Origin of the sequence: Nocardioides nitrophenolicus (assembly GCF_016907515.1) — a bacterium.
Classification (GTDB): domain Bacteria; phylum Actinomycetota; class Actinomycetes; order Propionibacteriales; family Nocardioidaceae; genus Nocardioides; species Nocardioides nitrophenolicus.
In genome coordinates this window covers 3251867-3278526 of sequence record NZ_JAFBBY010000001.1, presented here as the reverse complement: position 1 = coordinate 3278526, position 26660 = coordinate 3251867, and the positions used below count along the sequence as shown (strand labels likewise).

The window sequence follows — 26660 nt, the reverse complement described above, 5'->3', positions numbered from 1 at the left end:
GCCGCTCACCCCGCCTGCTCCGCAAGCCGGAGCAGCGCCTGCCGGTCGGGCTTCCCGTTGGCCAGCAGCGGGATCGCGTCGAGCCGGACCAGCTGGCGCGGCGCCCACGCCCGCGGGTGGACGGCGGCCACCCACTCCCGCAGCTCGTCGAGGTCCGGCCCGCCGACCACGAAGGCGACGACCCGGTTGCCCCACTCGGGGTCCGCGATCCCCAGCACCTCTGCGGCGCCGACCCCGGCATGCCCCCGCAGTCGCTCGGCCACCGCCGGCCCGGGCACGTTGAGGCCACCCGTCACGATCACGTCGTCGACCCGCCCGATCACGACCAGCCGCCCGTCCTCGTCGAACCGGCCGGCGTCGGAGGTCAGGAACCAGCCGTCGACGAGCACCTCGGCGGTCAGGTCCGGCCGGCCGTCGTACGCCGTGAACAGGGTGGGCCCGGCGATCCGGATCCGGCCGCCCTCGCCCAGCGCGACGCCGACCCCGTCGAGCGGCATCCCGTCGTAGACGCAGCCGCCCGAGGTCTCCGCGGAGCCGTACGTCGCGACCACGCGCACCCCGAGCTCCGCGGCCCGGAGCCGGAGCGACGCACCGATCGGCCCGCCGCCGAGCAGCACCGTGTGCGCCCGCCGGAGCGCGGCGACGTCCTCGGGAGAGCCGAGCATCCGGGTCAGCTGGGTCGGCACCAGCGAGACGAACCAGCCCTCCCCGGCGGGCCAGCCGTCGCGCTCGAGCACGGTCGGCTCGTGGCCGGCGACGAGGGACCGCAGCACCACCTGCGCGCCCGCGACGTACGACGGCGGCAGCGCCAGCACCCACGGTCCGCTCGCACCGAGCCGGGCCGCGGAGGCCCGCACCGACGCGAGGAGCGCGGCGCGCGGGAGCCGCACCCGCTTGGGCTCCCCCGTCGAACCGGAGGTGGCGACGACGAGGTCGACCTCGGCGGGACCGTCGAGCCAGGCGCGCGCCTGCGCCACCACACTGTCGGGCGAGCCGTCGGGCGACCAGAAATCCACGCGACAGACGCTAGCCCCCGGCGCGAGGATGTCGGCGATGAGCACTCCCCTCTCGGGCGATCCACGTGGGTTCTTCGCCCGCCTGATGCCTCCTGCCGGCCTCCCGCGACGACTCGCCACCCAGGGCATGGTCTTCGCGCTGGGCGAGAGCGCGTTCATGACGGGCAGCGCGGTCTTCCTCACCAGGGTCGTCGGCATGTCGGCGGGCCGCGCCGGTCTGGCGCTGACGATCATGGGCATCGCCCAGTTCGCGTTCTCCTACCCGGCCGGGCGGATCATCGACCGCCTCGGCCCCAAGCGCGTCTGGGCCGCCCAGGCGGTGGCTCGGGCCCTGGTGTTCCTCGCGCTCCCGTTCGTCGAGGGCTTCGGGCAGTACGTCGTCGCGGCCGCCCTGATGGGCGCCTTCACCGCCTTCGGCCGGTCCAGCCACCAGGCCTACGTCTACGATGTGCTGCCGCCTCAGACCCGGGTCCAGACGCAGTCCTACATGTACTCCTGGCTCAATGTCGGCCACACCCTCGGCGCGCTGGTCGGCGGCCTGGCGCTCGCCACGGGCAGCCTCGAGGTGATCCGGTGGACTCCGGTCGTCACCGCGGCCCTGATGGTGCTCAACGCCGTCGGCATCACCCGGCTGCCCGCCGCGCCCCACGACCTGCGCGCGTCGAGCGGCGAGGCCCGCGTCCGGCCCACCGGCCCCGGGCCGCTGCGCAACATCGGCTGGATCCTCACGACCTTCTTCCTCGGCGTGATGTGGACCAACCAGATCCTGCTCAACGTCGTGATCCCGCTGTGGCTGGTGGAGGCCACCGACGCGCCGCAGGTCCTGCTGGCCTGGCTGTTCGGCACCAACACGGTGCTGTGCATCTTCCTGCCGGCGTACACCTCGAAGGGCGTGCGCACCCTCGACGACGCGCTGCGCTACACCTGGGTCTCCTCGGCCTTCTTCGTGACGTCGTGCGTCATCACGATGATCACCCACTCCACGGTGGGCCTGATCACCGTGCTGCTCGTCTGGCTCGGGCACGTCACCGTCACCGGCGCCGAGCTGGCGATCTCCGCGGCGAGCTGGTCGTTCGAGGCCGAGCTGTCGGACCCCGACCGGCGCGGCGAGTACCAGGGCGTCCAGGAGGTCGCGGGCGCGCTGGGCTTCCAGTGGTCGCCTGCCGTCTACACCTTCCTCGCGCTGACCTGGGGCGCCGAGGGGTGGCTGGTGATCGCCGCGATCATCCTCGCCGCCACGATCGGGCTCGGCCCCTCGGTGCGCTCGGCGCGGCGCTTCGCCGAGCGGAACTTCCGAGCCGCCCGGGACGGCGCGTCCACGACGACGCCGTAGCGGTGGCCGAGCGCGCACCCTCGGCACCCGACCCGGCTGGACGCCGCCGCACCCCCGCCTGCTTGAATCGGCCGTTATGGCCACTCCCGCGCACTGGATCGCCGGCGCCCGGCTCCGCACCCTCCCGGCCGCGGTCGCACCGGTCGTCGTCGGTACCGCCGTCGCCGTGTACGACGACCGCGGCGTGTGGTGGAAGGCGCTGCTCGCCGCCGTCGTCAGCCTGGCCCTCCAGGTGGGCGTCAACTACGCCAACGACTACTCCGACGGCATCCGCGGCACCGACGACGAGCGGGTCGGCCCCCTGCGCCTGGTCGGCTCCGGGCTCGCCAGCCCCGGCGCCGTGAAGCGCGCGGCCTTCCTGTCCTTCGGCGTCGCCGGCGTCGCCGGCCTGGTCCTCGCCGCGACCACGTCGTGGTGGCTGGTGCTCGTCGGCGCGCTCAGCGTGCTCGCCGCCTGGTACTACACCGGCGGCAAGAAGCCCTACGGCTACCTCGGCCTCGGCGAGGTCATGGTGTTCGTCTTCTTCGGCCTGGTCGCCGTGATCGGCACCACCTGGGTGCAGACCGAGCGCTGGGGCACCAGCGGCTGGGCCGCCCTCACGGCCGGCGCCGGCGTCGGCGCGCTGGCCTGCGCGATCCTGGTCGCCAACAACCTGCGCGACATCCCCACCGACACGGTGGCCGGGAAGATGACGCTGGCCGTGCGCCTCGGCGAGCGTCGTACGCGTGGCTTCTACGCCGTCCTCGTCGGGCTCTCCGCCGCCGCCGTCGTCGTGCTCGCGGCGATCACCACCTGGTGGGCACTGCTCGGCCTGGGCTTCCTGCTGCCCGCCGTCGCGGGGGCGCGGATCGTCCTCGGCGGCGCCCAGGGCCCGGCTCTCATCCCGGTGCTGCAGAAGACCGGTGTGGCCGAGCTGTTCTGGGCCGTGCTGGCCGGCGTCGGCCTGGTCGTGGGCTGAGGCTGCGCCTCAGTCCGCGGGGCTGCTGATTCATCACGGGATGTAGGCGAATCCCCACTTCTGTAGCGGGGTTCCGCTACAGAAGCTCCGGTTCGGCTACATCCCGTGATGAATGCCGAGCCAGCAGACCGATCAGCTCACTCCTCCGAGTCCTCCTTGGACCGCATCTCCTCGTACTTCTCCGTGATCCGGCCGGCGCGGTTCTCGACCTTGGCCGCGAACGCCGAGCGCTGCCGCTCGAGCAGGACGTACGACGCGATGCCGCTGATCAGGAAGGCGATCACGATGACCCACAGCACGTTGACGGTGTCGGCGGCGAGCAGCCAGACGCCGGCCACGACGCAGAACGCGCCGAGGAACAGGCCGGCCCGGAGGGCGGTGTAGATCCAGAACTCCTTCACCTCTCCAGCCTAGGCGGCCGACGGGCGGCCGCGGTCATCGGGACCCGACCCGATCTCACCGCCCACGGCCTACTCTGGAGACGTGAAGCTGTTGCTCGTCGTCCTCGTCTTCGCGGCCGTGACCTACCTCGCGGTCCGCTGGCTGCAGGACCACGGCCACGGCGACCAACCGGCCCGCCGTCGTACGCAGAAGCCCCAGCCGCCCACGCGTCCGGTCGCCCCCGACGACGACGACAGCTTCCTGCGCGACCTGGAGTGGCGGCGCCGCCAGCAGGAGCGGCACCGCGACCGGCCGCAGCCGCCGGACACCCCCGACGCCTGACCGAACGCCCGGCAGGACTCGGGCCCGCCGCCCCGGGCGGGTCTCCGTCAGGGGACGACCCGCTCCGCCGCGTACGAGTGCTGGCTGGTGGTCGAGAAGTAGTTGATCCCGATGAAGTTGAACCACAGCGTCGCGACGCCGACCAGCGCGAGGAGCGCGGCCTTGCGGCCCTTCCAGCCGGCGGTGGCGCGGGCGTGGAGGTATCCGGCGTACACGACCCAGGTGATGAACGCCCACACCTCCTTGGGGTCCCAGTTCCAGTAGCGCGACCACGCCTCGTGCGCCCAGATCGGGCCGGTGATGAGGACGGCGAAGGTCCACACCGGGAAGGCGAAGGCGTGCACCCGGTAGGCGAGCCGGTCGAGGGCGTCGAGCTTGGGGACCCGCTGCAGCCAGCCGCTCAGCGGGCGCTCCGCGGCGGCGGCGCGGCGCTCGGCGCGCATCCGGACGAGGTACATCACCGACGTGATGCCACCCAGCGTGAAGGCGCCGGTGGCGATCACGGCCGAGACGACGTGGATGACCAGCCACGGCGAGTTGAGCGCCTCGGTGAGCGGGGCGACGCCGTCGTAGAGCCAGATCACGGCGACCATCAAGGTGGCGACCACGAAGCCGACGACGAGCGGGCCCATCCAGCCCAGCGCGAACCTCCGGTAGAGCACGACGTAGAGCAGCGCCACCACGAAGGTGCCCGACAGGGTGAACTCGTACATGTTGCCCCACGGCACCCGGTTGGGGTCCGCGGCCATGCCGCGCCCGACCAGCGACACGAAGTGCGCCGCGCAGGCGATCGTGGTGAGCAGGATGCCGAGCCGGCCGAGGAAGGCGGTCCGGCCGGCGGACGCCGGCTCGCCCACCGTCGGCACATCGGCGGCGGCGCCCGCACCCACCAGCTCGCGGTCGGCGGCGGGCTGGCGCAGCGAGGCCCACTCGGCCAGGTAGACGACCAGGGCCAGGAAGTAGACGATGCCGGCCGCCCCCACGGCCTGGTTGCTCAGCGTCTCCCACGCGGTATTGCTCATGACTGCCTCACGTTCTCGGGTTTGTCCTGCAGCTGATCGAGTACGGCGGCGAGGACCTCGTCCATCTCACCATTGCCGGAACGGTCGAGCACCGCCACCTCGACCCGGGTGCCGCCGACGCCGGCCGGGACGGCGCGGACCCACACCCGGCGCGGCCGGATGAAGAGCGAGCAGCACAGCCCGACGAGGGCGAGGATCACGCCGAACAGCGCGATCCCCTTGCCGGGCGTCTGGCTGATCTGGACCCGGATCCACGGGTCCACCCGGTCGAAGGTCACCGAGCCCAGCCCGTCAGGCAGCTCCACGGTGCGGCCGACCTGGAGGTCGACGCGCAGCGGCTTGCCGTCGGCCTTCACGATCGGGGTCGCCTTCGCCTTGTCGAGGACGTAGACCGACTGGGAGCGACCGTCGTCGAGGCCGAGGTCGCCGGTGTAGGCGAGCATCGACAGGGTCGGGTTGAGGTCGTCGCCGAAGACCGTGACCGGGTTCCCGTCGACCATCTCGAAGGTCGGGAAGAACAGCCCGTCGAGGCCGATCTGGCCGGGCTTCGCGGTCGGTGCCTTCACGACGCCGTACGACAAGAAGCTGGCGTCGCGCGGCAGGAACACCGTCGGCCCGGTGTAGACGACCTGGCCGGTGCCGTCCTTGACCGTGATGACCGGGGCGTAGCCGTGGCCGATCAGGAAGACGTCGGTGCCGTCGATCTCGAGCGGGTGGTTGACCTTGAGCTCGTACTTCTTGGTCGCGCCGTCGCCGACCCGGTAGCTCAGCGAGGCCTGGAACTTGCGGGCCTGGCCGAAGCGCGGACCCTCCTTGAGCCAGTCGACGGAGAACTTGTCGACGGAGAACCGGAAGTTCTTCATCTGGCTCTGCCGGAACAGCCCACCGGGCTTGAAGTCGTCGTACTGGGTGAGGTTGTTGCTGAACGTGGTGCCCTGGACCAGGATCACGCCGCCCTGGTAGCCCCAGAGGCTGCCCATCGCGACACCCGCGAGCACGATCAGCAGGGACAGGTGGAAGACCAGGTTGCCGGCCTCGCGGACGTACCCGCGCTCGGCGGCCACGAAGTCGTCGCCGTCGGCGCCGCGGCGCACCCGGTGGCGGCGGCCGAGGACCCGGCGGGCCCGGGCGAGCACCTCGTCGAGCTCCAGCTCGGTGTCGTACGACGCCTGGACCGGCATCCGGGTGAGGTTCCGCGGCGCGACGGGCGGCTGGGCACGCAGCGCGCGGTAGTAGACGAACAGGCGCGGGATGATGCAGCCGACCAGCGAGAGCACGAGCAGCAGGTAGATCGCCGAGAACCACGGCGAGCCGTAGACCGAGAACAGGTCGAGCTTCTCGTAGATCGGCGTCAGCTTGGGGTGCTCTTCCTTCCAGCGGGTGACGGCGAGCGAGTCGACGTCGGCCTGCGGGATCACCGAGCCGGGGATCGCGGCCAGCGCGAGCAGCAGGAGCAGCAGCAGGGCGGTGCGCATCGAGGTGATCTGGCGCCACACCCAGCGGCCGAGCTCGCGCGCGGTCAGCTCGCCGGGCCGGCGCTCGTCGGTGCCGCTCATACGACGGTCTGCCCGAACTCGACGGTGCGCAGCTGCGCCCACTGCACGAGGTGGTCCCACCAGCCGGTGACCATGAGCAGCCCGATCGCGATCAGGAACAGCCCACCCACGCGCATCACGGTCGCCTGGTGCCGCCGGACCCACTTCAGCGCGCCGACGGTGCGGTTGTAGGCGAGCGCCACGACCACGAACGGGATGCCGAGGCCGAGGGCGTAGCAGAGCGCGAGCAGCGCGCCCCGGGCGGCGGTGCCGCCGTCGGCGTAGGTGAGGTTGAGGATCACGCCGAAGGTCGGGCCCACGCAGGGCGTCCAGCCGATCGCGAACAGCGCGCCGATCACCGGCGCGGCGCCGAGCCCCACGCCGGGCAGCTTGTGGATGCGGACGTCGCGCTGCAGCCACGGCACGAAGCCCGCGAACACCAGGCCGAGCACGATCAGCACCACCCCGAGGACGAGGGTGATCAGGTCCTGCCAGCGCTGCAGCCGCGACGCGAGCCCGCCGAAGGCGGTGCCGGCGAAGACGAAGACCACGGCGAAGCCGAGCACGAAGAGCACCGAGCCGAGCAGCATCCGGCCGCGGCGGCGGCTCGCCTCACCCGACGCCAGGTCGGCGCCGGAAAGGCCGGTGGCATACGACAGGTAGCCCGGCAGCAGCGGCAGCACGCACGGGGAGAAGAAGGACACCAGGCCCGCGATCATCGCGACCGGGATCGCGATGCCGAGCCCGCCGGCGAGCGCCTGCTCGCGGAACCAGTCACCCATCGGACTCCGCCAGGGTGTCCTCGACGATGGTGGTCAGCGTGGTCTTCGACGGCACCGGTCCGTTGATCAGCGCCGCGACCCGGCCCGCGCGGTCCAGGACGAGCGTCGCGGGAGGGGCGTACGGCGCGTACTTGCCCATGTCGAGCAGGGTCTCGCTGCCGGGGTCGTAGAGCGAGGGGTAGTCGACGCCGCGGTCCCGCTCGAACGCCGCCGCGGTCTCGGGCGCCAGGTCGCGGATGTTGATGCCGACGAAGGCGACCTGGTCGGGCTGGTCCTTCGCGAGCTCGTCCTCGGCCTCGACCAGCATCGGCATCTCGCTGCGGCACGGGCCGCAGCCGGACCACCAGACGTTGAGCACGACGACCTTGCCGCGCAGGTCGGCGATGTCGAGCGGGTCGCCCTGGACCGTCGTACCGCTGATGGCGAGCGGCTGCTGCCGCTTGCCGGAGTCGACGGAGACGACCTGCTGGTCGCCGTTGATGTACTCCAGGTCGCCGGTCCCGCCGATCCGGGAGCATCCGGAGGCGAGGAGGGCGACGCCGGCCAGGGCGGCGACGACAGCACGTCGGACCAGGGTCATGCCGGGGGCGTCCCCTCGGGCCGGTTCTCCTCCGGCGCGTCACCGGCGGAGAACGGGGCGGCGATGTCGCCGGTCGGGATCAGGTCGATGGCCGGCTCGGCGTACGAGATCTCGACCAGGTCCTCGCCCGCGAACCCGAACGAGGTGATCGAGCACAGCGTGCACTGGCGCTTGCGCGGGTCGTGGAGGAAGGAGCGCTTCTCGGCGGCCAGGCGGGTGGTCCAGATGGGCAGCTGGTGGGAGACCAGCACCGCCTCGTGGCCGGCGGCGTCGCGGCGGGCGTCGTGGACCGCCGCCATCATCCGCTCGACGATCGCCCGGTAGGGCTCGCCCCACGACGGCTTGAAGGGGTTGTAGAGGTGGCGCCACAGCAGCGGGTTGCGCAGCGCGTTGTTGCCCTTGCCGAAGGTGAGCCCCTCGAACCGGTTGGCCGACTCGATCACCCGGGCCTCGCGGCCGACCTCCAGGCCCAGCGCGGACGCCAGCGGCGCCGCCGTCTCCTGGGCCCGCTCGAGCGGGGAGGAGCGGATCAGGGTGATGTCGTTGCCCTTGAGCGCCTCCGCGACCCGGTCGGCCATGGCCCGGCCCCGGGTGGAGAGGTGGAAGCCGTCGCGGCGGCCGTAGAGGATGCCCTCGGGGTTGTGGACCTCGCCGTGGCGGACCAGGTGGACGACGGTGTCGGGGGTGCTCATCGGATCGCCTCCGCCGCCGCGCGGGCCGCCGACGGGAGCGCGTCGAGGACCTGCTGGACGGCACGGTCGTCGTGGGAGGAGGAGACGAACCACGCCTCGAACGCCGACGGCGGCAGGTGCACGCCCTGGTCGAGCATCGAGTGGAAGAGCGCGGCGTACGCCGGCACGCTGGTGGCCTGGGCCTGCGCGAAGTCGGTCACGGGGTGCTCGGTGAGGAACACCGAGAACATCGACCCGGTCGACTGGATGACGTGGGGCAGCCCGGCGGCGGTGAACGACTCAGCGATCCCGGCGCGCAGCGCGTCGGCGACCACGTCGAGCCGGGCGTAGACCTCGTCGGTCGCCTCGGTGAGGGTGGCGAGGCCGGCGGCGGTCGCGACCGGGTTCCCGGCGAGGGTGCCGGCCTGGTAGACGGGCCCCTCGGGCGCGAGGTGGGCCATCACGTCGGCGCGACCGCCGAACGCCGCGGCCGGGAAGCCGCCACCCATCACCTTGCCGAAGGTCATCAGGTCGGGCGCCCAGCCCTCGACGGCGCCGTCGGTGCCCCACTGGCCCGACCGGGAGACCCGGAAGCCGGTCATCACCTCGTCGCTGATGAACAGCGCCCCGTTGGCCCGGCAGGTCTCGGCGAGGAACCGGTTGAAGCCCGGCTCCGGCGGGACCACGCCCATGTTGCCCGGGGCCGCCTCGGTGATCAGGCAGGCGATCCGGTCGCCGTGCTCGGCGAACGCGGCAGCGACCGCCTCGCGGTCGTTGTAGGGCAGCACCAGGGTGAGCTCGGTGGAGCTGACCGGCACGCCCGGGGTGCCCGGGATGGAGAAGGTGGTGAGCCCGGAGCCCGCCGCGGCGAGCAGCGAGTCGACGTGTCCGTGGTAGCAGCCGGCGAACTTCACGACCACGTCGCGGCCGGTGAACCCGCGCGCCAGCCGGATCGCCGACATGGTCGCCTCGGTGCCGGAGGTCACCAGGCGCAGCCGGTCGACGGGGGTGCGCGCGACGATCGCCTCGACCAGCGCGACCTCGCCCTCGGTCGGGGTGCCGTACGACGTGCCGCGGGCCACCGCCGCCTGGACCGCGTCGAGCACGGCGGGGTGGCCGTGGCCGAGCAGCATCGGGCCCCAGGAGCAGATCAGGTCGACGTACTCGTTGCCGTCGACGTCGCTCAGCCACGGCCCGGAGGCGGAGCGGATGAAGCGCGGCGTGCCGCCGACGGCGTTGAACGCCCGGACCGGGGAGTTGACGCCGCCGGGGGTCACCTCACGGGCCCGGGCGAAGAGGGCCTCGGAGGTCGAGGTCAGGGGTGCGGACACCGCGCCATTGTCTCCGATGGGTCCCAATCGCCCTCATCGCGGTCCCTGCGTCGTGCGCCACGCCCATAGCATGTTCACAGAGTTGTGCGCGGGATCATGTGACACCCGTAACGTCGGTGTGTCACGATTCGTTGACTCGGTGCACAGGTGGGCACTGAGGGAGAGCCCGCGCGAACGGGGCCACTCGTGGCCAGGGGAGAGAGTCACACATGTCGAGGAAGCGTCTGGGGCGACTGCAACGCGTCGCCACGATCATTCCACTCGCCTTGCTGTCCGCGGCGTGGACCGCCTCGGTCGCCGGCATCGGGGGCATCGGCTCCCCCGTCCAGGCCGCTGAGACGCCCGGTCAGGTGACCGACGGCACCAGCGTGCCCGAGCAGTCGATCGAGGATCCCGCGAGCCTCTCCGACCCGGCCTCGATCGAGGGACTCGAGGACGGCAACGAGGCAGGCATCGTCTCCGCCGCGTCCACCAACGCCATCCCCGCCGCCGCCCTGGCCGCCTACCAGCGCGCCGAGACGGTCATCAACTCCGCCGACGAGTCCTGCAACATCACCTGGCAGCTCATCGCCGCGATCGGCCGCGTGGAGTCCAACCACGGTCGCCACGGCGGCAACGTCCTCGACAACGACGGCGTGGCCACCCCCGGCATCTACGGCCCCGCGCTCGACGGCCAGAACAACACCCAGGCCATCTCCGACACCGACGCGGGCGTCTACGACAACGACACCCAGTGGGACCGCGCCGTCGGCCCGATGCAGTTCATCCCGTCGACCTGGCAGGTCGTCGGCGTCGACGCCGACGACGACGCCGCCCGCAACCCCCAGGACATCGACGACGCGGCCCTGGCCGCCGCGGTCTACCTGTGCTCCGGTGACGGCGACCTCTCCACGGTCGTCGGCCAGCGTGCCGCGGTCTACCGCTACAACCACAGCCAGGCGTACGTCGACCTGGTCCTGAAGATCATGAACGCCTACCTCGAGGGCGACTTCACCTCGGTGCCCAACAACTCGACCGCCGCCGGCTACGTCGTCCCGGAGCCGCCGAGCTTCGACGTCCGCGGCCCCGGCAAGTTCAAGAGCGGCAAGGGCGGCGGCAAGGGCACCACCACCGGCAACCCGTCCAGCGACCCGACCGTCCAGGCTCCGCCCGCCGGTGCCGACAACGGGGGCGACAGCGGCAACGGCGGCACCCCGACCAAGCCGACCCCGAAGCCGACCCCGAACACCCCGTCCATCCCGAAGACCAACACCCCGCTCGACCCGGTCGTCGAGGGTGTCGACGACGGCGTCGGCGCGGTCACGTCCAACCTGATCAGCGGCGTGCTGGGCCTGCTCACCAAGCAGGACGCGGCCGCGGCCTGCCAGAAGCAGTACCCCAAGCTGACCCAGACGGTCGACCTGCTGAACTGCCTGCTGAGCTACGGCCTCAAGCCGTAGCCGGTCGCACGACCCGCGAGAGCCCCGGAATCTGACCCCCCAGTCCGGGGCTCTCGTCTTTCTCCGCGCTGGCTCAGCGGATCAGGCCGGCGGCCTCGGTCGCCCAGTAGGTGAGGATCAGGTCGGCGCCGGCGCGCCGGATCGAGGTGAGCATCTCGAGGATGGCGGGCTCGCGGTCGATCCAGCCGTGCGCGGCGGCCGCCTCGAGCATGGCGTACTCCCCCGAGATGTTGTACGCCGCCGTCGGGACGCCGAGCTCGCCCGCCGCGTCGGCCACCCGGCGCAGGACGTCGAGATAGGCCAACGCCGGCTTGACCATCACCACGTCGGCGCCCTCCTCGATGTCGAGCAGGGCCTCGCGCACGCCCTCGTTGGCATTGCGCCGGCCGTCCTGCTGGTAGGTGCGGCGGTCGCCCTGCAGCGAGCTGTCGACCGCCTCCCGGAACGGGCCGAAGAAGGCCGAGGCGTACTTGGCGGAGTACGCGAGGATGCCGGTGTCGGTGAACCCGGCCTCGTCGAGGGCGTCGCGGATGACGGCGACCTGGCCGTCCATCATGCCGCTGGGGCCGACCATGCCGGCGCCGGCCCGGGCCTGCACGAGCGCCATGTCGGCGTACCGCACCAAGGTGGCGTCGTTGTCGACCCGCCCGGCCGCGTCGAGGACCCCGCAGTGGCCGTGGTCGGTGAACTCGTCGAGGCACAGGTCGCCCATCACGACCAGGGCGTCGCCGACCTCGGCGACCACGTCGGCGATCGCGACGTTGAGGATCCCGTCGGGATCCGTGGCGCCGGAGCCGACGGCGTCCTTGGTCTCCGGTACGCCGAACAGCATGATCCCGCGCAGCCCCGCCTCGGCCGCCTCCACCGCCGCCTTCCGCAGCGAGTCGCGGGTGTGCTGCACCACGCCCGGCATGGAGCTGATCGGGATCGGCTCGCTCGCGCCCTCGCGGACGAAGACCGGCAGCACCAGCTGCTCGGGCCGCAGCGTGACCTCGGCGACCAGATCCCGGATCGCCGCCGAGCTCCGCAGGCGACGGGGACGGACGACCGGGCGCAGGATCTCGTTCACGCCTCCGAGTCTAGGAGTGCCACCGCGCCAGCCACTGGGTGGCGCCGGGGATCGGCTCCTGCGGACCGCTCGACGTGCCGACGGGGGTGTCCCAGAGCAGGTAGCCGTCGGGCACCGGTCCGCCGAGCGAGAACGACGAGTTCGCCTTCGAGACCCGCGCGAAGGCGCCGGAGGCCGGCTCGTAGACGTAGGTCCCCGCCCGGCCGCGCTCGTACGAGGTGATCTCGACCAGCCCGCCGGTCACCCAGCCGTCGATGCCGTCGCCCTGGATGGTGGTGACCGGCTCGCCGTCGGTCGTGAGCACCTGGATCCGGTCGTCGCGCCCGTTGTCGTAGGTGCCGCAGTACTGGCTGAGCACGATCCGGTCGCCGACCGCCCCGAAGCCGAGCAGGTTGCACTTCCTGCCGGAGCCGGGATCGAAGTCGTGCTCGGCGCCGGTGGCCAGGTCGCGCACGTGGATCCGGTCGTTGACGCCGCCGCTGACCGCCGACCAGATCATCGCGTCGTCGGTGAACGCCACCGCCCCCACCCGCAGGTGCTCGTCGCGGACGTCGGCCGGGTCGTCCAGGGACACCGACCAGAGGTCATGGGTGTCGCCCGGCGCCGCGGCGTCGTCGGCCTCGCCGTCGGGCCCGGTCGGCCATCCGCCGGGGGGCGCCGTGCCCTGGGTGGCCGGGATGCCGACGTAGAGGCGGCCATCGGGGCCGAGCTTGGGGATCGGGCCCTCGCTGCCGTCGGGCAGGCCCGGCCAGGACATCGTCGACCAGCTGCGGGTGGCGCGGTCGAAGACGTGGACGACCAGCGGCCCCGGCCGCTCCAGGCCCTCCAGCGAGGCGAGCACCAGCCGGTCGGTGCCGAGCTCCACCGGCCACGCCTGGCTCTGGTCGTCCAGCACGGGCAGCCACTGCTTGGCCCCGGTCGCCGGGTCCAGCAGGGCGTAGCGGCTGCGGTTCTCGGCCCCGTGCGGACCGTCGCGGAACAGGATCAGCCCGTCGTCGGTCACGCCGTCGTAGTACTGGCCGTTGGCGGCCTCGAGGTCGTCGTTCGTGTACGACGACAGCACGTCGTAGTCGGTGCCGGCCACCGCCGCCCGGGCGTCGGTGAGCCGAGTCACCGGTCCCTCCGGACGGGGTACGACGCTCGCCGCCGGCTCGTCCCGCCCATCGGCGCCGCGGCCGACCAGCGAGCTCACGGCCATCACGCCGACGACCGCGATCGCCACTCCCCCGGCCAGGCCGGCCCGACGCCGGCGTACGCGACGGCGACCGCCGTCCAGCACCGCCGCCAGGTCGACGTCGTCGGCCGGCGGGCTCGCCACCGCCTCGTGGAGCAGGGCGCGCATCTCGTTCACCATGTCCGCATTCCTCCCAGGGTCATCTCGCCGAGCGACGAGTCCTCGAACACGGAGCGGAGCCGGTCAAGCGCCCGGGCGGTCTGGCTCTTCACGGTGCCCTCGCTGCAGCCCAGCGCCTTCGCGGTGTCGGCGACGCTGAGGTCGTCGAAGTAGCGCAGCACCACACAGGCCCGCTGTCGCGGCGGCAGCTCTGCCATCACGGCGAGCAGCGTCTCCCGGGCACTCACCAGCTCGGCGACGTCGATCCCGTCCGGCCGCTGGTGGTCGGCCTCGACGACCAGCTCGGTGCTCGACCGGCGCCGCGCGTGGTCGAGCACCACGCTCACCAGCGCCCGGCGGGCATAGGCGTACTCGCGCCCGGCCCGGGTCAGCCGCGGCCACGCGACGTACACCCGGATCAGGGCGTCCTGGACGTGGTCCGCCGCCCGGTCCCAGTCACCGCACAGCAGGTACGCCGTCCGGCGCAGCCGGTCGCGCGCCCCCTGGGCGAAGGCGACGAACTCGTCCTCGTCACGCATCGGTCATCCGCTCCATGACGGACCCAACGTGGTGACCACGCCCCCAGGTTGCACCGACCCGGCACAAACTGGCTCTCGAATTGCGCCGACCCGGCAGAAAGTAGCTCCCGGAAGACGCCGACCCGGCAGAAACTGGCTCTGCTTTGAGCCACTTTCTGCCGGGTCAGCGCGAACCCAGAACCACTTTCTGCCGGGTCAGGCCTTCCGACGACGAGCCGACGGCTTGCGGTCGCTCGGCTTGGTGACCGGCTCGCCGGCCTCCAGCATCGCGGCCCGGCGGCTGGCGCCGAAGCCGGCGAGCGCCTCGACGAGCAGCTCGACGTCCGGCTTCGGAGCCAGTACGTCGACCCGCAGCCCGTGCTCCTCCGCCGTCTTGGCCGTGGCGGGCCCGATCACCGCGATGATCGTCGACGGGTGCGGCTTGCCGGCGATGCCGACCAGGTTGCGCACGGTCGAGGACGACGTGAACACGACGGCGTCGAACTTGCCGGTCTTGATCGCGTCGCGGGTCGGCGCCGGCGGCGGGGCGGCCCGGACGGTGCGGTACGCCGTGACGTCGTCGCACTCCCAGCCGAGGTCGATCAGGCCGGCGACGAGGTTCTCGGTGGCGATGTCGGCACGCGGCAGGAAGACCCGGTTGATCGGGTCCAGCTGCTCGTCGTACTCGGGCCAGTCCTCGAGGAGGCCGGCGGCGGACTGCTCGCCCGAGGGGACGAGGTCGGCGCGCAGGCCCCAGTCGGCGATCGCCTGGGCGGTCTTCTCGCCGACGGCGGCGATCTTGAGGCCGGAGAAGGCACGCGCGTCGAGGCCGTACTCCTCGAACTTCTCGCGGACCGCCTTCACCGCGTTCACCGAGGTGAACGCGATCCACTCGTAGCGGCCCTCGACGAGGCCGCGGACCGCCTTGTCCATCTGCTGCGGGTTGCGCGGCGGCTCGACGGAGATCGTGGGGACCTCCTCCGGGACGCCGCCGAACTCGCGGATCCGGTTCGACAGCGACGCGGACTGCTCCTTGGTGCGCGGGACCAGCACCCGCCAGCCGAACAGCGGCTTGGTCTCGAACCAGGACAGCTTCTCGCGCAGGTCGACGACGGCGCCGATGACGGTGATCGCCGGCGGCGCGATCCGGGCGGCCCGGGCGTCGGCGGCGATGTGCTCGAGCGTGGAGGTGATCGTCTCCTGCTCGGTGGTGGTGCCGACCCGGGTCATGGCGACGGGGGTCTGCGGCGAGCGGCCGATGGCGATGAGCTGCTTGGCGATGTCGCCGATCTGGCCGACGGCGGAGAGCAGCACCAGGGTCGGGGTGTCGGCGTACCGGGTCCAGTCGACCTTGTCGCCGCAGGTCACCACGGCCACCTCACGGTGGTCCTTGGTGGTGAGCGGGATGCCGGCGTACGCCGGGACGGCGCCGACCGAGGAGACCCCCGGGACGACCTCGAACGCGAGACCGGCCTTGGCGACCGCCTGGGCCTCCTCCGGACCGGACGCGTAGAGGAAGGGGTCGCCGCCGAGGAGGCGCACCACGCGCAGGCCGCGCTTGGCCTGCTTGACGACGACCTTCGCGCGGGCGGCGTGGGTGAGCGGCTGGCCGTCCTCGCCGAAGCCGCCGTCGATGATCTCCGGGTCGGGGGCCGGCTCGTCGCCGACCTGCTCGGCCCGGGCCCGCACCACGGCGACCAGGTCGGCGTGACCGGGCTCCTCGGTGATGACCACGTCGGCGTCCTCGATCAGCCTGACGGCGCGCACGGTGAGCAGGTCGGGGTCGCCGGGGCCGGTTCCGACGAAGGCCGTGAAGCCGGGGCCTCCGGGGTGGACCTGGGCGGCGGCGGGAGTCGAAGCAGCCTTGGCTGTCGTGGCTCGCGTCATGGGTTGTGCACCTCTGCAGATCGTGCGGACGGGGGGTCGTTCGGTTCGGGGGTGGTGGACTGCGCGTCACGCAGCTCGGCCATCAGCTCGGCGCCACCGTCGGCGAGCATCTCGGCGCCGAGGTCGCCGCCGAGCTTGGCGGCGGAGTCGGGCCAGGAGGCGGGATCGGCGCCCAGCTCGGCCGACGCCGAGCGGCGTACGGCGAGCCCGCCGTCCTCGCTCAGTACGACGGCCCGCAGCCACAGCTCGGGGCCGTCGTCGCCCTCGGCGACCTCGGCGAGGGCGCCGATCGGAGCGGCGCAGCCGCCCTCGAGGGTGGCCATCAGGGTGCGCTCGGCGGTGACGGCGGCGCGGGTGCCGGGGTCGTCGAGCCGGGCGAGCAGCGCGAGGGTCTCGGTGTCGTCGGCCCGGCACTCGACGGCCAGGGCGCCTTGGCCGGGGGCCGGGAGCACCTGGAGCGGGTCGAGCACCTCGGTGACCTCGTCGAGCCGGCCGAGCCGGGCCAGGCCGGCGCGGGCGAGCACGACGGCGTCGTAGCGGCCCTCGGCGATCCGGCCGATCCGGGTGTCGACGTTGCCGCGGACCGCGACCAGCTCGACGCCGAGGCCGAGCGCCTCGATCTGCGCGACGCGGCGCGGGGAGCCGGTGGCGACCTTGCTGCCCGGGGGCAGCTCGCCGAGGGTGAGCCCGTCGCGGGCGACGACGACGTCGCGCGGGTCCTCGCGCGGAGGTACGGCGGCCAGCGCGATGCCGTCGGTGGCGTAGGTCGGGAGGTCCTTGAGCGAGTGGACGGCGACGTCGACCTCGCCCGCGAGCAGCGCGTCGCGCAGCGCGCTGACGAACACCCCGGTCGACGGCACGCCCACGAGCGAGGCCCCGCTGGCCTGGCTGCGGTCGCCGTCGGTGGTGATCTCGACCAGCTCGGTGGCGCCGCCGAGCGCCTGGAGGGCGGCGGCGACGTGGCCGGACTGGGTGGTCGCCAGCAGGCTGCGGCGGGTGCCGATGCGCAGGCTCATGAGCGTCCCTCCTCGCTGACGACGGGCCGGGTGACGGCGTCGACCGCGTCGGGGTCGAGCGCGAACAGCTCGGCCAGCGCGGCGGCGTACGAGACGGCGCCCTGCTCGTTGGCGAGCTCCTTGACCCGGACCGTCGGCTCGTGGAGCAGCTTGTCGGCGACCCGGCGCACGGTGTGGCGGATCTCGTCGCGGGTGGCCTCGTCGAGGTCGGGCAGCCGGCTCTCGAGGCGGGTCATCTCGGCGTCGACGACATTGGTGGCCATCGAGCGCAGCGCGACGACGGTCGGCGTGACGCTGGCCTGGCGGCGCGCGGCGAGGAAGGCGGTGACCTCCTCGCCGAGGATCCGGCGCACCTCCTGGACCTCGCGACCGGTGGGGCCGCCGTGGAGCAGGTCGGCGAGCTCGGCCAGCCCGACCCGTCGTACGCCGGGCAGGTCGGCCACGTCGGGCGCGATGTCGTGGGGCAGGGCGAGGTCGATCAGCGCCAGCGGCCGGTCGAGGTCGCCGCGGACCCGGGTCAGCAGCGCGCGGTCGATGATCGTGCCGGAGGAGCCGGTGCAGCTGATCACGATGTCGGCCTTGGCCAGCTCGTCGGCGAGGTCGCCCAGCCGGACCGCCTCGCCGGAGTACTGCACGGCCAGCCGGACCGCGCGGTCCACCGAGCGGTTGACGATCGAGAGGTGTCCGGCGCCCAGCCGGCTGGCGGTCGCGGTGGCGAGCCCGGCCATCGCGCCGGCGCCGACCACGACGACGTACTTGCCCTCGGTCGCGCCGACCACCGACGCGGTCTCGTCGAGCGCGGCGCTGACCAGAGTGGGGGCGACCTGGTCGATCTCGGTCTCGGCGCGGGTGCGCTTGCCGACCCGCAGCGCCTGCTGGAACAGCAGGTTGAGGGCCGGGCCGACGGTGCCGAGCTCCTGGCCGCGGCGCAGCGCCTCGCGGGTCTGGCCGAGGATCTGGCCCTCGCCGACCGCCATCGAGTCGAGGCCGGCCGCCACCTGGAAGAGGTGGGAGATCGCGCCGTCGTCGTAGTGGACGTAGAGGTGCGGGAGCATCGCCTCGGTCGTCTCGCCGGCTCGGTCGACCAGGAGTCGGGAGATCTGCTCGATGCTGCCGTGGAAGCGCTCGACCTCGGTGTAGATCTCCAGCCGGTTGCAGGTCGCGATGACGGTCGCCTCGCTGACGTGCTCGCAGGACGCGGCGTCGGCGATCAGCTTGTGGACGCCGTCGCGGTCGAGCGCGACCCGCTCGAGCAGGGAGACCGGGGCGGAGTTGTGGGAGATCCCCACGACGAGAACGCTCATGCGGCACCTCCGTCGGCGCCCGCGGCCGCGCCGTCGGCGCCGTGGGCCTTGCGCTGCTCGTGGTAGGCGAGGATCTGCAGCTCGATCGACAGGTCGACCTTGCGTACGTCGACGCCCTCGGGCACCGCCACCACGGCCGGCGCGAAGTTGAGGATGCTCGTGATCCCGATCGCGACCATCCGGTCGGCGACGTCCTGCGCGGCGAACGCCGGCGTGGCGATCACGCCGATCGCGACGTCGTGCTCGCGCACGATCTCCTCGAGGTCGGCGAAGGGACGCACGACGACGCCCGCGACCTCGCGGCCGACGATGCCCGGGTCGGCGTCGAGCAGCGCGACGACCCGGAAGCCGCGGCTGCGGAAGCCGGAGTAGTTGGCCAGCGCGTGGCCCAGGTTGCCGATGCCGACGATGACGACCGGCCAGTCCTGGGTGACCCCGATCTCACGGGCGATCTGGTAGCGGAGGTAGTCGACGTCGTACCCGACGCCGCGGGTGCCGTAGCTCCCGAGATAGGACAGGTCCTTGCGCAGCTTGGCGCTGTTGACGCCGGCGGCGGACGCGAGGTCCTCGCTCGAGCAGGTGCGGATCCCGCTGTCGGCCAGCGCCGTCAGGGCCCGCAGGTAGACGGGCAGGCGGGCGACCGTGGCCTCCGGGATGACCCGGGCGGCATCCGTCGAACTCCGTGTGGTCACAGCTCCACTTTCCAGCCGCGCGATCTGGCGTCAACCACGCGGCTCGATCACTGTAGGAGTTTGTGAACGTGGGAACAAAATGGACGAAAGCCCCCCGCATCGGGTACGGGCGCGGCCCGTGGTAGACGCCGGCCGATCGGCGGCCCGTTCAGCTCAACGCGGCGCGCAGGCGCTCCGGGCTGACCCGCCAGAAGTCGTGCTGGCGACCGTCGACGAAGGTGACCGGGATCTCGTTGGCGAAGCGGTCGGCGAGGACCGGGTCGTCGTCGATCGAGACCTCCTCGTAGGACTCGCCGAGCTCGGCGCAGACCGCCTCGATCACCGCTCGGGCGTCGTCGCACAGGTGGCAGCCGGGGCGGCTGTAGAGCGTGACCCGGGCGCTCATTCGAGGATCCCCAGCGCCTTGCGCCGCTCGGCGCCGCGCAGCACGCCCTTGCGGATCTTGCCGGTCACCGTGCGGGGCAGCGCCGCGACGACCTCGACCCGCACCGGTCGCTTGTACGGCGCCAGGTGCTCGCGCGCCGCCGCCGCGACCGCGTCGACGACCTCCTCGGCGGCGGCCCCGGTGACCTCGCCGGCCTCGGGTACGACGTACGCGACGACGGCCTCGCCCGTCTGCTCGTCGGGTACGCCGAGCACGGCGGCCTGGCGCACGCCGGTCACCTCCTCGAGCACGGCCTCGACCTCGGTCGGGTAGACGTTGAAGCCCGAGACGATGACCAGCTCCTTGACCCGGTCGACGAGGAAGAGGTCGCCGTCGGCGTCGAGGAAGCCGACGTCGCCGGTGGACCACCAGCCGTCGTCGGCGGGTCCGTCGTGGCCGTCGGGCCAGTAGCCGCTGAACAGGTTGCGGCCCCGGATCTGGATCTCGCCGGGATCGTCGAGGGCGGGCGTGTCGAGCGGTACGCCCTCCTCGTCGACGAGCCGGAGGTCGATGCCGTCGAGGGCGGCGCCGACCGAGCCGGCCTTCGGCTCGGCGGAGCGCAGGGTGCTCGTGACGACCGGCGAGGCCTCGGTGAGGCCGTAGCCCTGGTGGATCGGGACCCGGGCCAGCGCGCCGAACTCCTCGACCGTCTCCGCCGCGAGCGGCGCCGAGCCGGACAGGATCATCCGCACCGGGCCGAGCCGCTCGGCGAGCGCGTCGACGCCCCGCCACGCGGCGAAGACCGGCGGCGCCACGGGTACGACGCTGCACGCCTCGTCCTCGACCAGGTCGAGGGTGCCCTCGGGGTCGAAGCGCTCGGCGAGGACCAGCTTGGCGCGATGCCGGAGCACCCCGCCCAGCACCGCCCCCAGGCCGTAGACGTGGAACAGCGGCAGCACTCCGAGCACGACGTCGTCGGAGTGGATCATGGGCGGCTCGACCGAGGCGACCTGCTCGACGTTGGCCAGCAGCGCGCGGTGGGTGAGCATCGCGGCCCGCGGCCGGCCGGACGTGCCGCTGGTGTAGAGCAGCACGGCGAGCTTCTCGGGGTCCTGCAGCGGCGGTACCGGGACGGCGGGCTCGGCGCGCAGGTCGTCGTACGCGCTCTCGTCGGGCCGCGGCTCGCCGCCGACCAGCACGACCCGCGGCTCCGGGCGGCTCTCGTCGTGGGCGGCCGCCGCGACCTCGGGACGCGCCACCGCGTCGCGCACGGTCGCGACGGTCTGCTCGTCGGCCAGCACCAGGCGCGCCCCGCAGTCGACGAGCATCGTGGCGAGCTCGGTCGCCGTCGACCCCGGGTTGACGGGGACGGCGACCGCCTGCGCGCGCAGCACGCCGAGATAGGCGGTGACGAACTCGAGCCGGTTGCCGAGCAGGAGCAGCACCCGATGGCCCGCGAGGACGCCGGACCGGCCCAGGCCGGTCGCGACCCGGGCCACCTCGTCCTCCAGCTCGGCCCAGGTCAGCCCCCGCCCCCCGGCCTCGACGACCGCGAGCCGGTCGGGGTGCTCGGCGGCGGCGGACGCGACGAGAGCGGCCACGTCGGGCACAGCGTCCGGCAACGACATGGAGGGATCCTACGTGCCCGAAGTCTTCTAGGCTGGGCCGCATGGTGCCGCCCGCCGACCGACCCCGCCGGCTCAACCTGCAGCAGCGCTCGCGCCTGGCCGGCGAGGCCGCGGCGGCCGCCGCGGAGGTCGAGACGGCCCTCGCACACCCGGTCGACCCCAAGGCGGCCGCGTTCTTCGACGTCGACAACACGGTCATGCAGGGCGCGAGCATCTTCCACCTGGCCAAGGGCCTGTACCGCCGCAAGTTCTTCACCACCCGCGACCTGGTCGGGGCGGCGTACAAGCAGGCCTACTTCCGCATCGCGGGGGTCGAGGACCCCGAGCACGTCGCCGAGGCGCGCAACTCCGCGCTCGCGTTCATCGCCGGGCACACGGTGCAGGAGCTGGAGGAGATCGGCGAGGAGATCTTCGACGAGGCGATGGCCCACCGGATCTGGCCCGGCACCCGGGCGCTCGCCCAGATGCACCTCGACCAGGGCCAGCGGGTCTGGCTGGTCACCGCGGCGCCGATCGAGATCGCCAGCCTGATCGCCCGCCGGCTCGGCCTCACCGGTGCGCTCGGCACCGTCGCCGAGCACGTCGACGGCGTCTACACCGGCAGGCTCGTCGGCGACATGCTGCACGGACCCGCCAAGGCCGTGGCGGTCACCGCCCTCGCCGAGCGCGAGGGCCTCGACCTGGCGCTGTGCTCGGCCTACAGCGACTCCGCCAACGACCTGCCGATGCTCAGCCTGGTCGGCGACCCGTGCGCCATCAACCCCGACGCCAGGCTGCGCGCCCACGCCCGGGCGCAGGGCTGGCGGATCCGCGACTACCGCACCGGGCGCAAGGCGGCCCGGGCCGGGCTGATCGCGGGCTCGGCGGCCACCGGCGCCGCGATCGCCGGGGCGGTCGTACGACGGCAGGTGCGACGCCACGTCGGCTGAGCCCGTCCTCCCTACCGGACGGTAACCTGATCCGATCGGGTGGTCCGGGATCCGGGCGAGCGGTTGTCGCGTTCCGGTACCACTGCGCAAGGATCCGCCGTAGGATCCCCTGCGGGGGCAGTAGGGAGGGGACCCGCATGACCTGGCAGCGCACCGACCTGTCGCGAGGGCTCGATGCCCTGCGCGCGGCCGTGCTCGCTGCCCTGTCCCCTCAGCCGGCGCTGGCCGGCGGCACCCCGGCGGGCCCTGGCGGGCGTCGTACCGCTGACCACTGGCTGCTGAGCGAGGCCCGCACCGAGACCGACGGCTACGAGCGCGAGAGCACCGGCGGCTTCGGCGACGCCACCTTGGCGGCCTCCTCCGAGGAGTCGCCCGAGGCGCGCGAGCGGCTGATCGCCCTGGTCGAGCTGGCGCGCGGCGGCGACGCGGAGGCGTTCGGCCAGCTCTACGACCACTACCAGCCCTCGGTCTACCGGTTCCTCTACTACCGCACCCGCTCGGTCGTGGTCGCCGAGGACCTGTGCTCGGAGACCTTCTTCCGCGCGCTGCGCAACATGTCGTCCTTCCGCTGGCAGGGCAAGGACTTCGGCGCCTGGCTGATGACCATCGCCCGCAACCTCGCCACCGACCACTTCAAGGCCGGCCGCACCCGCCTCGAGCTGACCACCGAGGACATGGGCCAGCACGACGACGCGACCGAGGGGCCCGAGAACGCCGTGCTCGCCAGCCTCACCAACGAGATCCTGCTGGAGTCGCTCACCAAGCTCCCCAACGAGCAGCGCGACTGCCTGATCATGCGCTTCCTCCAGGGGATGAGCATCGCCGAGACCGCGGCGGCCCTCGGCCGCAGCGACGGCGCGATCAAGCAGCTCCAGCTGCGCGGTGTCCGCAATCTCGCCAAACTGATGCCGGAGGGCATCCGATGAGCGCGCCGCGGCCGATGGTCATTTCGGGCCATGCCGGTGTGACCTTCCGGACCGTAACCACCCGCCTTGCCAGGTCGTTGGCTGTTCGAGAGAACACGAGGGCGGGCTCCTCCGGGGCGCGGTCCCTCCTGACGCGAGGATGGTCGTGGTGATGCGCGGGAACGCCTGGTCGGGCGGCGCCGAGGAGTTCGACGCTCTGGTCTCCGGTGGTGCCGGGGACGCGGAGGCGCACGCCGAGCTGCTCGAGCTGGTCGCCGCGCTGCGCGCCGTCCCGCCGGTCACCGCTCGCCCCGAGTTCGTCGCCTCCCTGCGCACCCAGCTGGTCGCGGCCGCCGAGCGCGAGCCCGAGCGCGCCGAGCAGGCCCTCGCCGCCCGGCTCACCCCGCGCCAGCGCCGCGGCTCCCGCGAGCGCCGCCTCGCCGCGGTCATCGGCGGCTTCGCGGTGGTGTCGGCGACCGGGTCGATGGCGATGGCGTCCCAGGACGCGCTGCCCGGCGACGTGCTCTACCCCGTCAAGCGTGCGATCGAGAACGCCCAGACCAACCTGCAGTCCGACGGCGCGGCCAAGGCCGACGCGCTCATCTCCCACGCCGACGCCCGGCTGCGCGAGCTCGAGTCGCTGGTGTCGCGCGGTGCGAGCGCCGACGCGGTCAACGTGACCCTGCAGGACTTCACCGACCAGGCCCGCCAGGCCTCCGAGTTCGCGCTCGACGACTACGCCGCCACGGGCAAGGCCGACCGGATCGCCGACCTGCGGGCCTTCGCGGGCGACAGCATGGACGTACTCGCCGGCCTCGGCCAGGTCATCGCGACCGACAGCCGGCCGAGCCTGATCACGGCGTCCCAGACCGTCCGCCAGATCGACGCGGCCGCCTGGGAGGCGTGCCCGTCGTGCGCCGAGGGCGGGGTCGCCGAGGTGCCCGACTTCGCTGCGCTGCCGCTCAGCGCGGTGCTGACCGGCAATGTCACCGCGTCGGTGACCGACGTGGCGCCGATGGTGCCCGAGGCCACCACGCCGTCCTCTCCTCCGCCGTCGAAGGGCCCCGAGTCGAACCCGACCGGAATCCCGCCGCTGCCGCCGGTGGACCTCCCGAAGCCTCCCGACCCGACCAAGACGCCGAAGCCGTCCAACCCGATCGGCGAGACCGTCGACAACGTCACCCGCAACCTCACCGGCACCCTCGGCATCGACGGCGGCAGCCAGACCACCGACGGCACCACCACCGACCCCGGCCTGGTGCCCAACCTGGTCGACGGCGTGACCGGCATCCTCGGCGGCCTGCTCGGCAGCAAGTAGCGGTCGAGAGCGGACTCCCCGTCCGCGCTCGCTCAGCGGAAGACCGACTCCCGCTGCATGAGCAGGCTGTAGAGCGTCTGCTGGATGGTCTCGCGGACCTGGTCGGTCACGTTGAACACCAGCATCGGGTCCTCGGCCGCGCCGTCGTCGTACTCGTCGGTGCGGATCGGCTCGCCGAACTCCAGCAGCCACTTCGACGGGAGCGGCACCAGCCCGAGCGGGCCGAGCAGCGGGAAGAACGGTGTGATCGGGATGTAGGGCACCCCGAGCAGCCTCGCCAGCGACGGGATGTTGCCGACCAGCGGGTAGATCTCCTCGGCGCCGACCACCGACAGCGGCACGATGGGGACGCCGGTGCGCAGCGCCGCCGAGACGAAGCCGCCCCGCCCGAAGCGCTGCAGCTTGTAGCGGTCGGAGAACGGCTTGCCGATCCCCTTGAAGCCCTCGGGCCACACGCCGACCAGCTCGCCGCCACGCAGCATCCGCTCGGCGTCCTCGCTGCAGGCCAGGGTGGCGCCGCCCTTGCGGGCCACCGAGCCCACCACGGGCAGCCGGAACACCAGGTCGGCGCCGAGCGGGCGCAGGAACCGGCCGGTGTGGTCGTGGATCGACACCATCGTCATCAGGCCGTCGACCGGGATGGTGCCGGAGTGGTTGGAGACGACCAGGGCGCCGCCCTCGGTCGGGATGTTCTCGATGCCGCGGACCTCGATCCGGAACCACTTCTGCGCCACCGGCCGCAGCGCGGCCATGAAGAAGCGCTCGGTCACCTCGGCGTCGAAGCCGTACTCGTCGACGGTGTAGTCGCCGGTCACCCGGCGCCGCAGGAACGCGAGGAAGCGGGCCAGCTGGGGCTCCCACTGCTCGCCGAACAGCTCCTTGCTGGCGTGCTGGAAGCCGGCCAGCCAGTCACCCACCGGGATCCCGGTGAGCGGGCTCGCGCCACGCTCCTGGGTGCGGGCCGCCGCCACCAGCGGCGCCTCGGGTACGTCGGCGGGCGGGTCGAGCAGGGACGGCGTCTCGACCACGGGGGTCTCGTCGACCGGCGGCTCCGCCGCGGGAGTGGGCTCGGCCTTCGGAGCCGGCTTCTTGGCCGGAGTCTTGCGCGGCGTACTGGCCTTGGGCGCGAGCCCGCGGGCCGCGGCCGAGGGCCGCTTGCCGGTGCCGCGGCCGGGCTGGCCGCGGGTGCCGATCGGGATGATCTCGGCGTCAGCCATCCGTGCCTCCAGCGAGGGTGAGCTGGGCGGGACGGTCGTCGTCGACCGCGGGGAGACGCTCGGCGAGCGCGCCGAGCACCCGGTCGGTGCGACGCGAGCCGGGCGGGAGGGAGGCGGCGAACTCGGCGAACGCCGAGGCCGTGGAGTAATGGGGCTCGAAGCCGAGCTCGCTGCGCATCCGGGTCGTGTCGACCCCGCGGCCGTAGGTCAAGAAGGCGACCAGCTCGGGCGATAGGTCGGCTCGGCGTACGGACTTGAGGACCGAGCCGAGGCCGCCGAAGGCGACGCCCGGGACGGCGACATTGGGTCGCCCGGAGCGACGCAGCGCCTGGGAGAGCATCAGCAGGCCGTCGCCGGCGACGTTGAAAGTGCCGGCGACGTCGGCCTGGACGGCATGGCGCAGCACCCGGCTCAGGTCGCTCTCGTGCAGGAACTGCAGGCGCGGGTCGAAGCCCAGCACGGTGGGGATGACCGGCAGCCGGAAGTACGACGCCAGCGGGCTCACCACGCGCGGCCCGATGACATTGGCGCAGCGCAGCAGCGTGGTCGTCACGTCCGGCCGCCGGCGGGCGAAGCCACGGACGTACTGCTCGACCTCCGCGACGTCCTTGGCGTAGCCCGTGCGGGCCGGACGGCGCGGCTCCATGTCCTCGGTGAACATGGCGGGGTCGCGGCTGCTGGCGCCGTACGCCGTCGTCGAGGACTTCACGACCAGGGTGCGCAGCCCCTCGGCCTTCTGGCAGGCGGCGAGGAGCTGCATCGTCCCGATGACGTTGAGCTCCTTCATGGTGCCTCGGGCACCGGCGGAGCCGGGGGTCGCGATCACGCTCATGTGGACGACGGTGTCGACGTCCTCCTTCGCGATGACCTTCGCGATGACCGGGTTGCGAATGTCGGCGCGCACGAACATGACGTCGCCGAGATCGCCCCGCGGGGGGACGACGTCGACACCGACGACCCGGTCGATCCCGGGGTCGGTGGCCAGGGTGCGCGCAAGGGTGCGGCCGAGGTCTCGCGAGACCCCCGTGACCAGGACCGTGCGTCCGGCACCCATCTCCACCGACTCCTCGGAATCAGGAAGCTACTGGTC

Annotated in this window: 26 protein-coding genes; 7 read left to right on the top strand and 19 right to left on the bottom strand. The window is 72.9% G+C overall.

The window, feature by feature from the left end; all coding sequences use genetic code 11:
* Positions 1 to 5: 5 nt before the first annotated feature.
* Positions 6 to 1016, bottom strand: a complete 1011-nt coding sequence (locus JOD66_RS15985; RefSeq protein WP_307823572.1) for an AMP-binding protein — start codon at positions 1014 to 1016, stop codon at positions 6 to 8.
* A 37-nt stretch (positions 1017 to 1053) separates the two neighbouring features.
* On the opposite strand from JOD66_RS15985, the gene JOD66_RS15980 reads away from it, so the two are divergent.
* Together JOD66_RS15980 and JOD66_RS15975 are read left to right on the top strand one after the other, a co-directional pair.
* A complete protein-coding gene (locus JOD66_RS15980; protein ID WP_204837841.1) occupies positions 1054 to 2349 on the top strand; it encodes an MFS transporter in 1296 nt (431 codons plus the stop codon).
* 76 nt (positions 2350 to 2425) lie between these two features.
* Positions 2426 to 3307: a 1,4-dihydroxy-2-naphthoate polyprenyltransferase gene (locus tag JOD66_RS15975; protein ID WP_204837840.1), complete on the top strand. Its 882-nt coding sequence runs from the start codon at positions 2426 to 2428 to the stop codon at positions 3305 to 3307.
* A 137-nt stretch (positions 3308 to 3444) separates the two neighbouring features.
* On the opposite strand, the gene JOD66_RS15970 is transcribed toward JOD66_RS15975, so the two are convergent.
* The gene (locus tag JOD66_RS15970) at positions 3445 to 3708 is read right to left on the bottom strand and encodes a DUF4229 domain-containing protein (protein ID WP_204837839.1); all 264 of its coding nucleotides are present in this window, start codon (positions 3706 to 3708) and stop codon (positions 3445 to 3447) included.
* An 82-nt stretch (positions 3709 to 3790) separates the two neighbouring features.
* Between JOD66_RS15970 and JOD66_RS15965 the strand changes: the two genes are divergently transcribed.
* Positions 3791 to 4030 carry a hypothetical protein gene (locus tag JOD66_RS15965; RefSeq protein ID WP_204837838.1) on the top strand — a complete coding sequence of 80 codons (240 nt, stop codon included), beginning with the start codon at positions 3791 to 3793 and terminating at the stop codon, positions 4028 to 4030.
* 47 nt (positions 4031 to 4077) lie between these two features.
* On the opposite strand, the gene ccsB is transcribed toward JOD66_RS15965, so the two are convergent.
* Genes ccsB through hemL form a run of 6 tightly spaced genes read right to left on the bottom strand, consistent with a single transcriptional unit; the run spans position 4078 to position 9951 of the window.
* Positions 4078 to 5052 (bottom strand): c-type cytochrome biogenesis protein CcsB, encoded by a 975-nt coding sequence (ccsB, locus tag JOD66_RS15960; RefSeq protein ID WP_204837837.1) that lies wholly within the window; start codon positions 5050 to 5052, stop codon positions 4078 to 4080.
* The gene (resB, locus tag JOD66_RS15955; RefSeq protein WP_204837836.1) at positions 5049 to 6608 is read right to left on the bottom strand and encodes a cytochrome c biogenesis protein ResB; all 1560 of its coding nucleotides are present in this window, start codon (positions 6606 to 6608) and stop codon (positions 5049 to 5051) included. Before resB ends, ccsB begins: the two co-directional genes overlap by 4 nt.
* A complete protein-coding gene (locus JOD66_RS15950) occupies positions 6605 to 7369 on the bottom strand; it encodes a cytochrome c biogenesis CcdA family protein (protein WP_204837835.1) in 765 nt (254 codons plus the stop codon). The genes resB and JOD66_RS15950 overlap by 4 nt, the downstream gene beginning before the upstream one ends.
* Positions 7362 to 7949: a TlpA disulfide reductase family protein gene (locus JOD66_RS15945; protein ID WP_204837834.1), complete on the bottom strand. Its 588-nt coding sequence runs from the start codon at positions 7947 to 7949 to the stop codon at positions 7362 to 7364. Before JOD66_RS15945 ends, JOD66_RS15950 begins: the two co-directional genes overlap by 8 nt.
* On the bottom strand, positions 7946 to 8641 hold the full coding sequence (locus JOD66_RS15940; protein WP_204837833.1) for a histidine phosphatase family protein: 696 nt from the start codon (positions 8639 to 8641) through the stop codon (positions 7946 to 7948). The genes JOD66_RS15945 and JOD66_RS15940 overlap by 4 nt, the downstream gene beginning before the upstream one ends.
* Complete coding sequence (gene hemL, locus JOD66_RS15935) at positions 8638 to 9951, bottom strand: glutamate-1-semialdehyde 2,1-aminomutase (protein WP_307823571.1); 1314 nt, start codon at positions 9949 to 9951, stop codon at positions 8638 to 8640. The genes JOD66_RS15940 and hemL overlap by 4 nt, the downstream gene beginning before the upstream one ends.
* A gap of 209 nt (positions 9952 to 10160) precedes the next feature.
* On the opposite strand from hemL, the gene JOD66_RS15930 reads away from it, so the two are divergent.
* Positions 10161 to 11390, top strand: a complete 1230-nt coding sequence (locus JOD66_RS15930; protein WP_204837832.1) for a lytic transglycosylase domain-containing protein — start codon at positions 10161 to 10163, stop codon at positions 11388 to 11390.
* Between the two features lie 73 nt (positions 11391 to 11463).
* Here the strand turns inward: JOD66_RS15930 and hemB are convergent, their stop codons facing one another.
* The 9 genes from hemB to JOD66_RS15885 form a co-directional block, all read right to left on the bottom strand.
* Positions 11464 to 12459, bottom strand: coding sequence for a porphobilinogen synthase (gene hemB, locus JOD66_RS15925; protein ID WP_307823570.1), 996 nt, complete (start codon positions 12457 to 12459; stop codon positions 11464 to 11466).
* 10 nt (positions 12460 to 12469) lie between these two features.
* Positions 12470 to 13813, bottom strand: coding sequence for a hypothetical protein (locus JOD66_RS15920; protein WP_204837831.1), 1344 nt, complete (start codon positions 13811 to 13813; stop codon positions 12470 to 12472).
* Positions 13807 to 14331: a SigE family RNA polymerase sigma factor gene (locus JOD66_RS15915; protein ID WP_204837830.1), complete on the bottom strand. Its 525-nt coding sequence runs from the start codon at positions 14329 to 14331 to the stop codon at positions 13807 to 13809. Before JOD66_RS15915 ends, JOD66_RS15920 begins: the two co-directional genes overlap by 7 nt.
* A 195-nt stretch (positions 14332 to 14526) precedes the next feature.
* Positions 14527 to 16197 (bottom strand): bifunctional uroporphyrinogen-III C-methyltransferase/uroporphyrinogen-III synthase, encoded by a 1671-nt coding sequence (locus JOD66_RS15910; RefSeq protein ID WP_204837829.1) that lies wholly within the window; start codon positions 16195 to 16197, stop codon positions 14527 to 14529.
* Positions 16194 to 17213 (bottom strand): hydroxymethylbilane synthase, encoded by a 1020-nt coding sequence (gene hemC / locus JOD66_RS15905; protein WP_204837828.1) that lies wholly within the window; start codon positions 17211 to 17213, stop codon positions 16194 to 16196. The genes JOD66_RS15910 and hemC overlap by 4 nt, the downstream gene beginning before the upstream one ends.
* Complete coding sequence (locus tag JOD66_RS15900) at positions 17210 to 18517, bottom strand: glutamyl-tRNA reductase (protein WP_204837827.1); 1308 nt, start codon at positions 18515 to 18517, stop codon at positions 17210 to 17212. The genes hemC and JOD66_RS15900 overlap by 4 nt, the downstream gene beginning before the upstream one ends.
* Positions 18514 to 19209, bottom strand: coding sequence for a redox-sensing transcriptional repressor Rex (locus JOD66_RS15895; protein ID WP_307823569.1), 696 nt, complete (start codon positions 19207 to 19209; stop codon positions 18514 to 18516). Before JOD66_RS15895 ends, JOD66_RS15900 begins: the two co-directional genes overlap by 4 nt.
* A 148-nt stretch (positions 19210 to 19357) precedes the next feature.
* A complete protein-coding gene (locus JOD66_RS15890; RefSeq protein WP_204837826.1) occupies positions 19358 to 19594 on the bottom strand; it encodes a glutaredoxin family protein in 237 nt (78 codons plus the stop codon).
* Positions 19591 to 21201 (bottom strand): AMP-binding protein, encoded by a 1611-nt coding sequence (locus tag JOD66_RS15885; RefSeq protein WP_204837825.1) that lies wholly within the window; start codon positions 21199 to 21201, stop codon positions 19591 to 19593. Before JOD66_RS15885 ends, JOD66_RS15890 begins: the two co-directional genes overlap by 4 nt.
* A 41-nt stretch (positions 21202 to 21242) precedes the next feature.
* Here JOD66_RS15885 and JOD66_RS15880 point away from each other — a divergent pair, with 41 nt between their 5' ends.
* The 3 genes from JOD66_RS15880 (at position 21243) to JOD66_RS15870 (ending at position 24353) form a co-directional block, all read left to right on the top strand.
* A complete protein-coding gene (locus JOD66_RS15880) occupies positions 21243 to 22130 on the top strand; it encodes an HAD family hydrolase (protein ID WP_204837824.1) in 888 nt (295 codons plus the stop codon).
* A gap of 137 nt (positions 22131 to 22267) precedes the next feature.
* Positions 22268 to 23056, top strand: a complete 789-nt coding sequence (locus JOD66_RS15875; RefSeq protein WP_204837823.1) for a sigma-70 family RNA polymerase sigma factor — start codon at positions 22268 to 22270, stop codon at positions 23054 to 23056.
* 151 nt (positions 23057 to 23207) lie between these two features.
* Complete coding sequence (locus JOD66_RS15870) at positions 23208 to 24353, top strand: DUF5667 domain-containing protein (RefSeq protein WP_239546359.1); 1146 nt, start codon at positions 23208 to 23210, stop codon at positions 24351 to 24353.
* A gap of 32 nt (positions 24354 to 24385) precedes the next feature.
* Here JOD66_RS15870 and JOD66_RS15865 read toward each other — a convergent pair whose 3' ends face one another.
* Together JOD66_RS15865 and JOD66_RS15860 are read right to left on the bottom strand one after the other, a co-directional pair.
* Positions 24386 to 25570, bottom strand: a complete 1185-nt coding sequence (locus tag JOD66_RS15865) for a lysophospholipid acyltransferase family protein (RefSeq protein WP_204837821.1) — start codon at positions 25568 to 25570, stop codon at positions 24386 to 24388.
* Positions 25563 to 26624 (bottom strand): NAD-dependent epimerase/dehydratase family protein, encoded by a 1062-nt coding sequence (locus JOD66_RS15860; RefSeq protein ID WP_204837820.1) that lies wholly within the window; start codon positions 26622 to 26624, stop codon positions 25563 to 25565. The genes JOD66_RS15865 and JOD66_RS15860 overlap by 8 nt, the downstream gene beginning before the upstream one ends.
* Between the last annotated feature and the right edge of the window lie 36 nt (positions 26625 to 26660).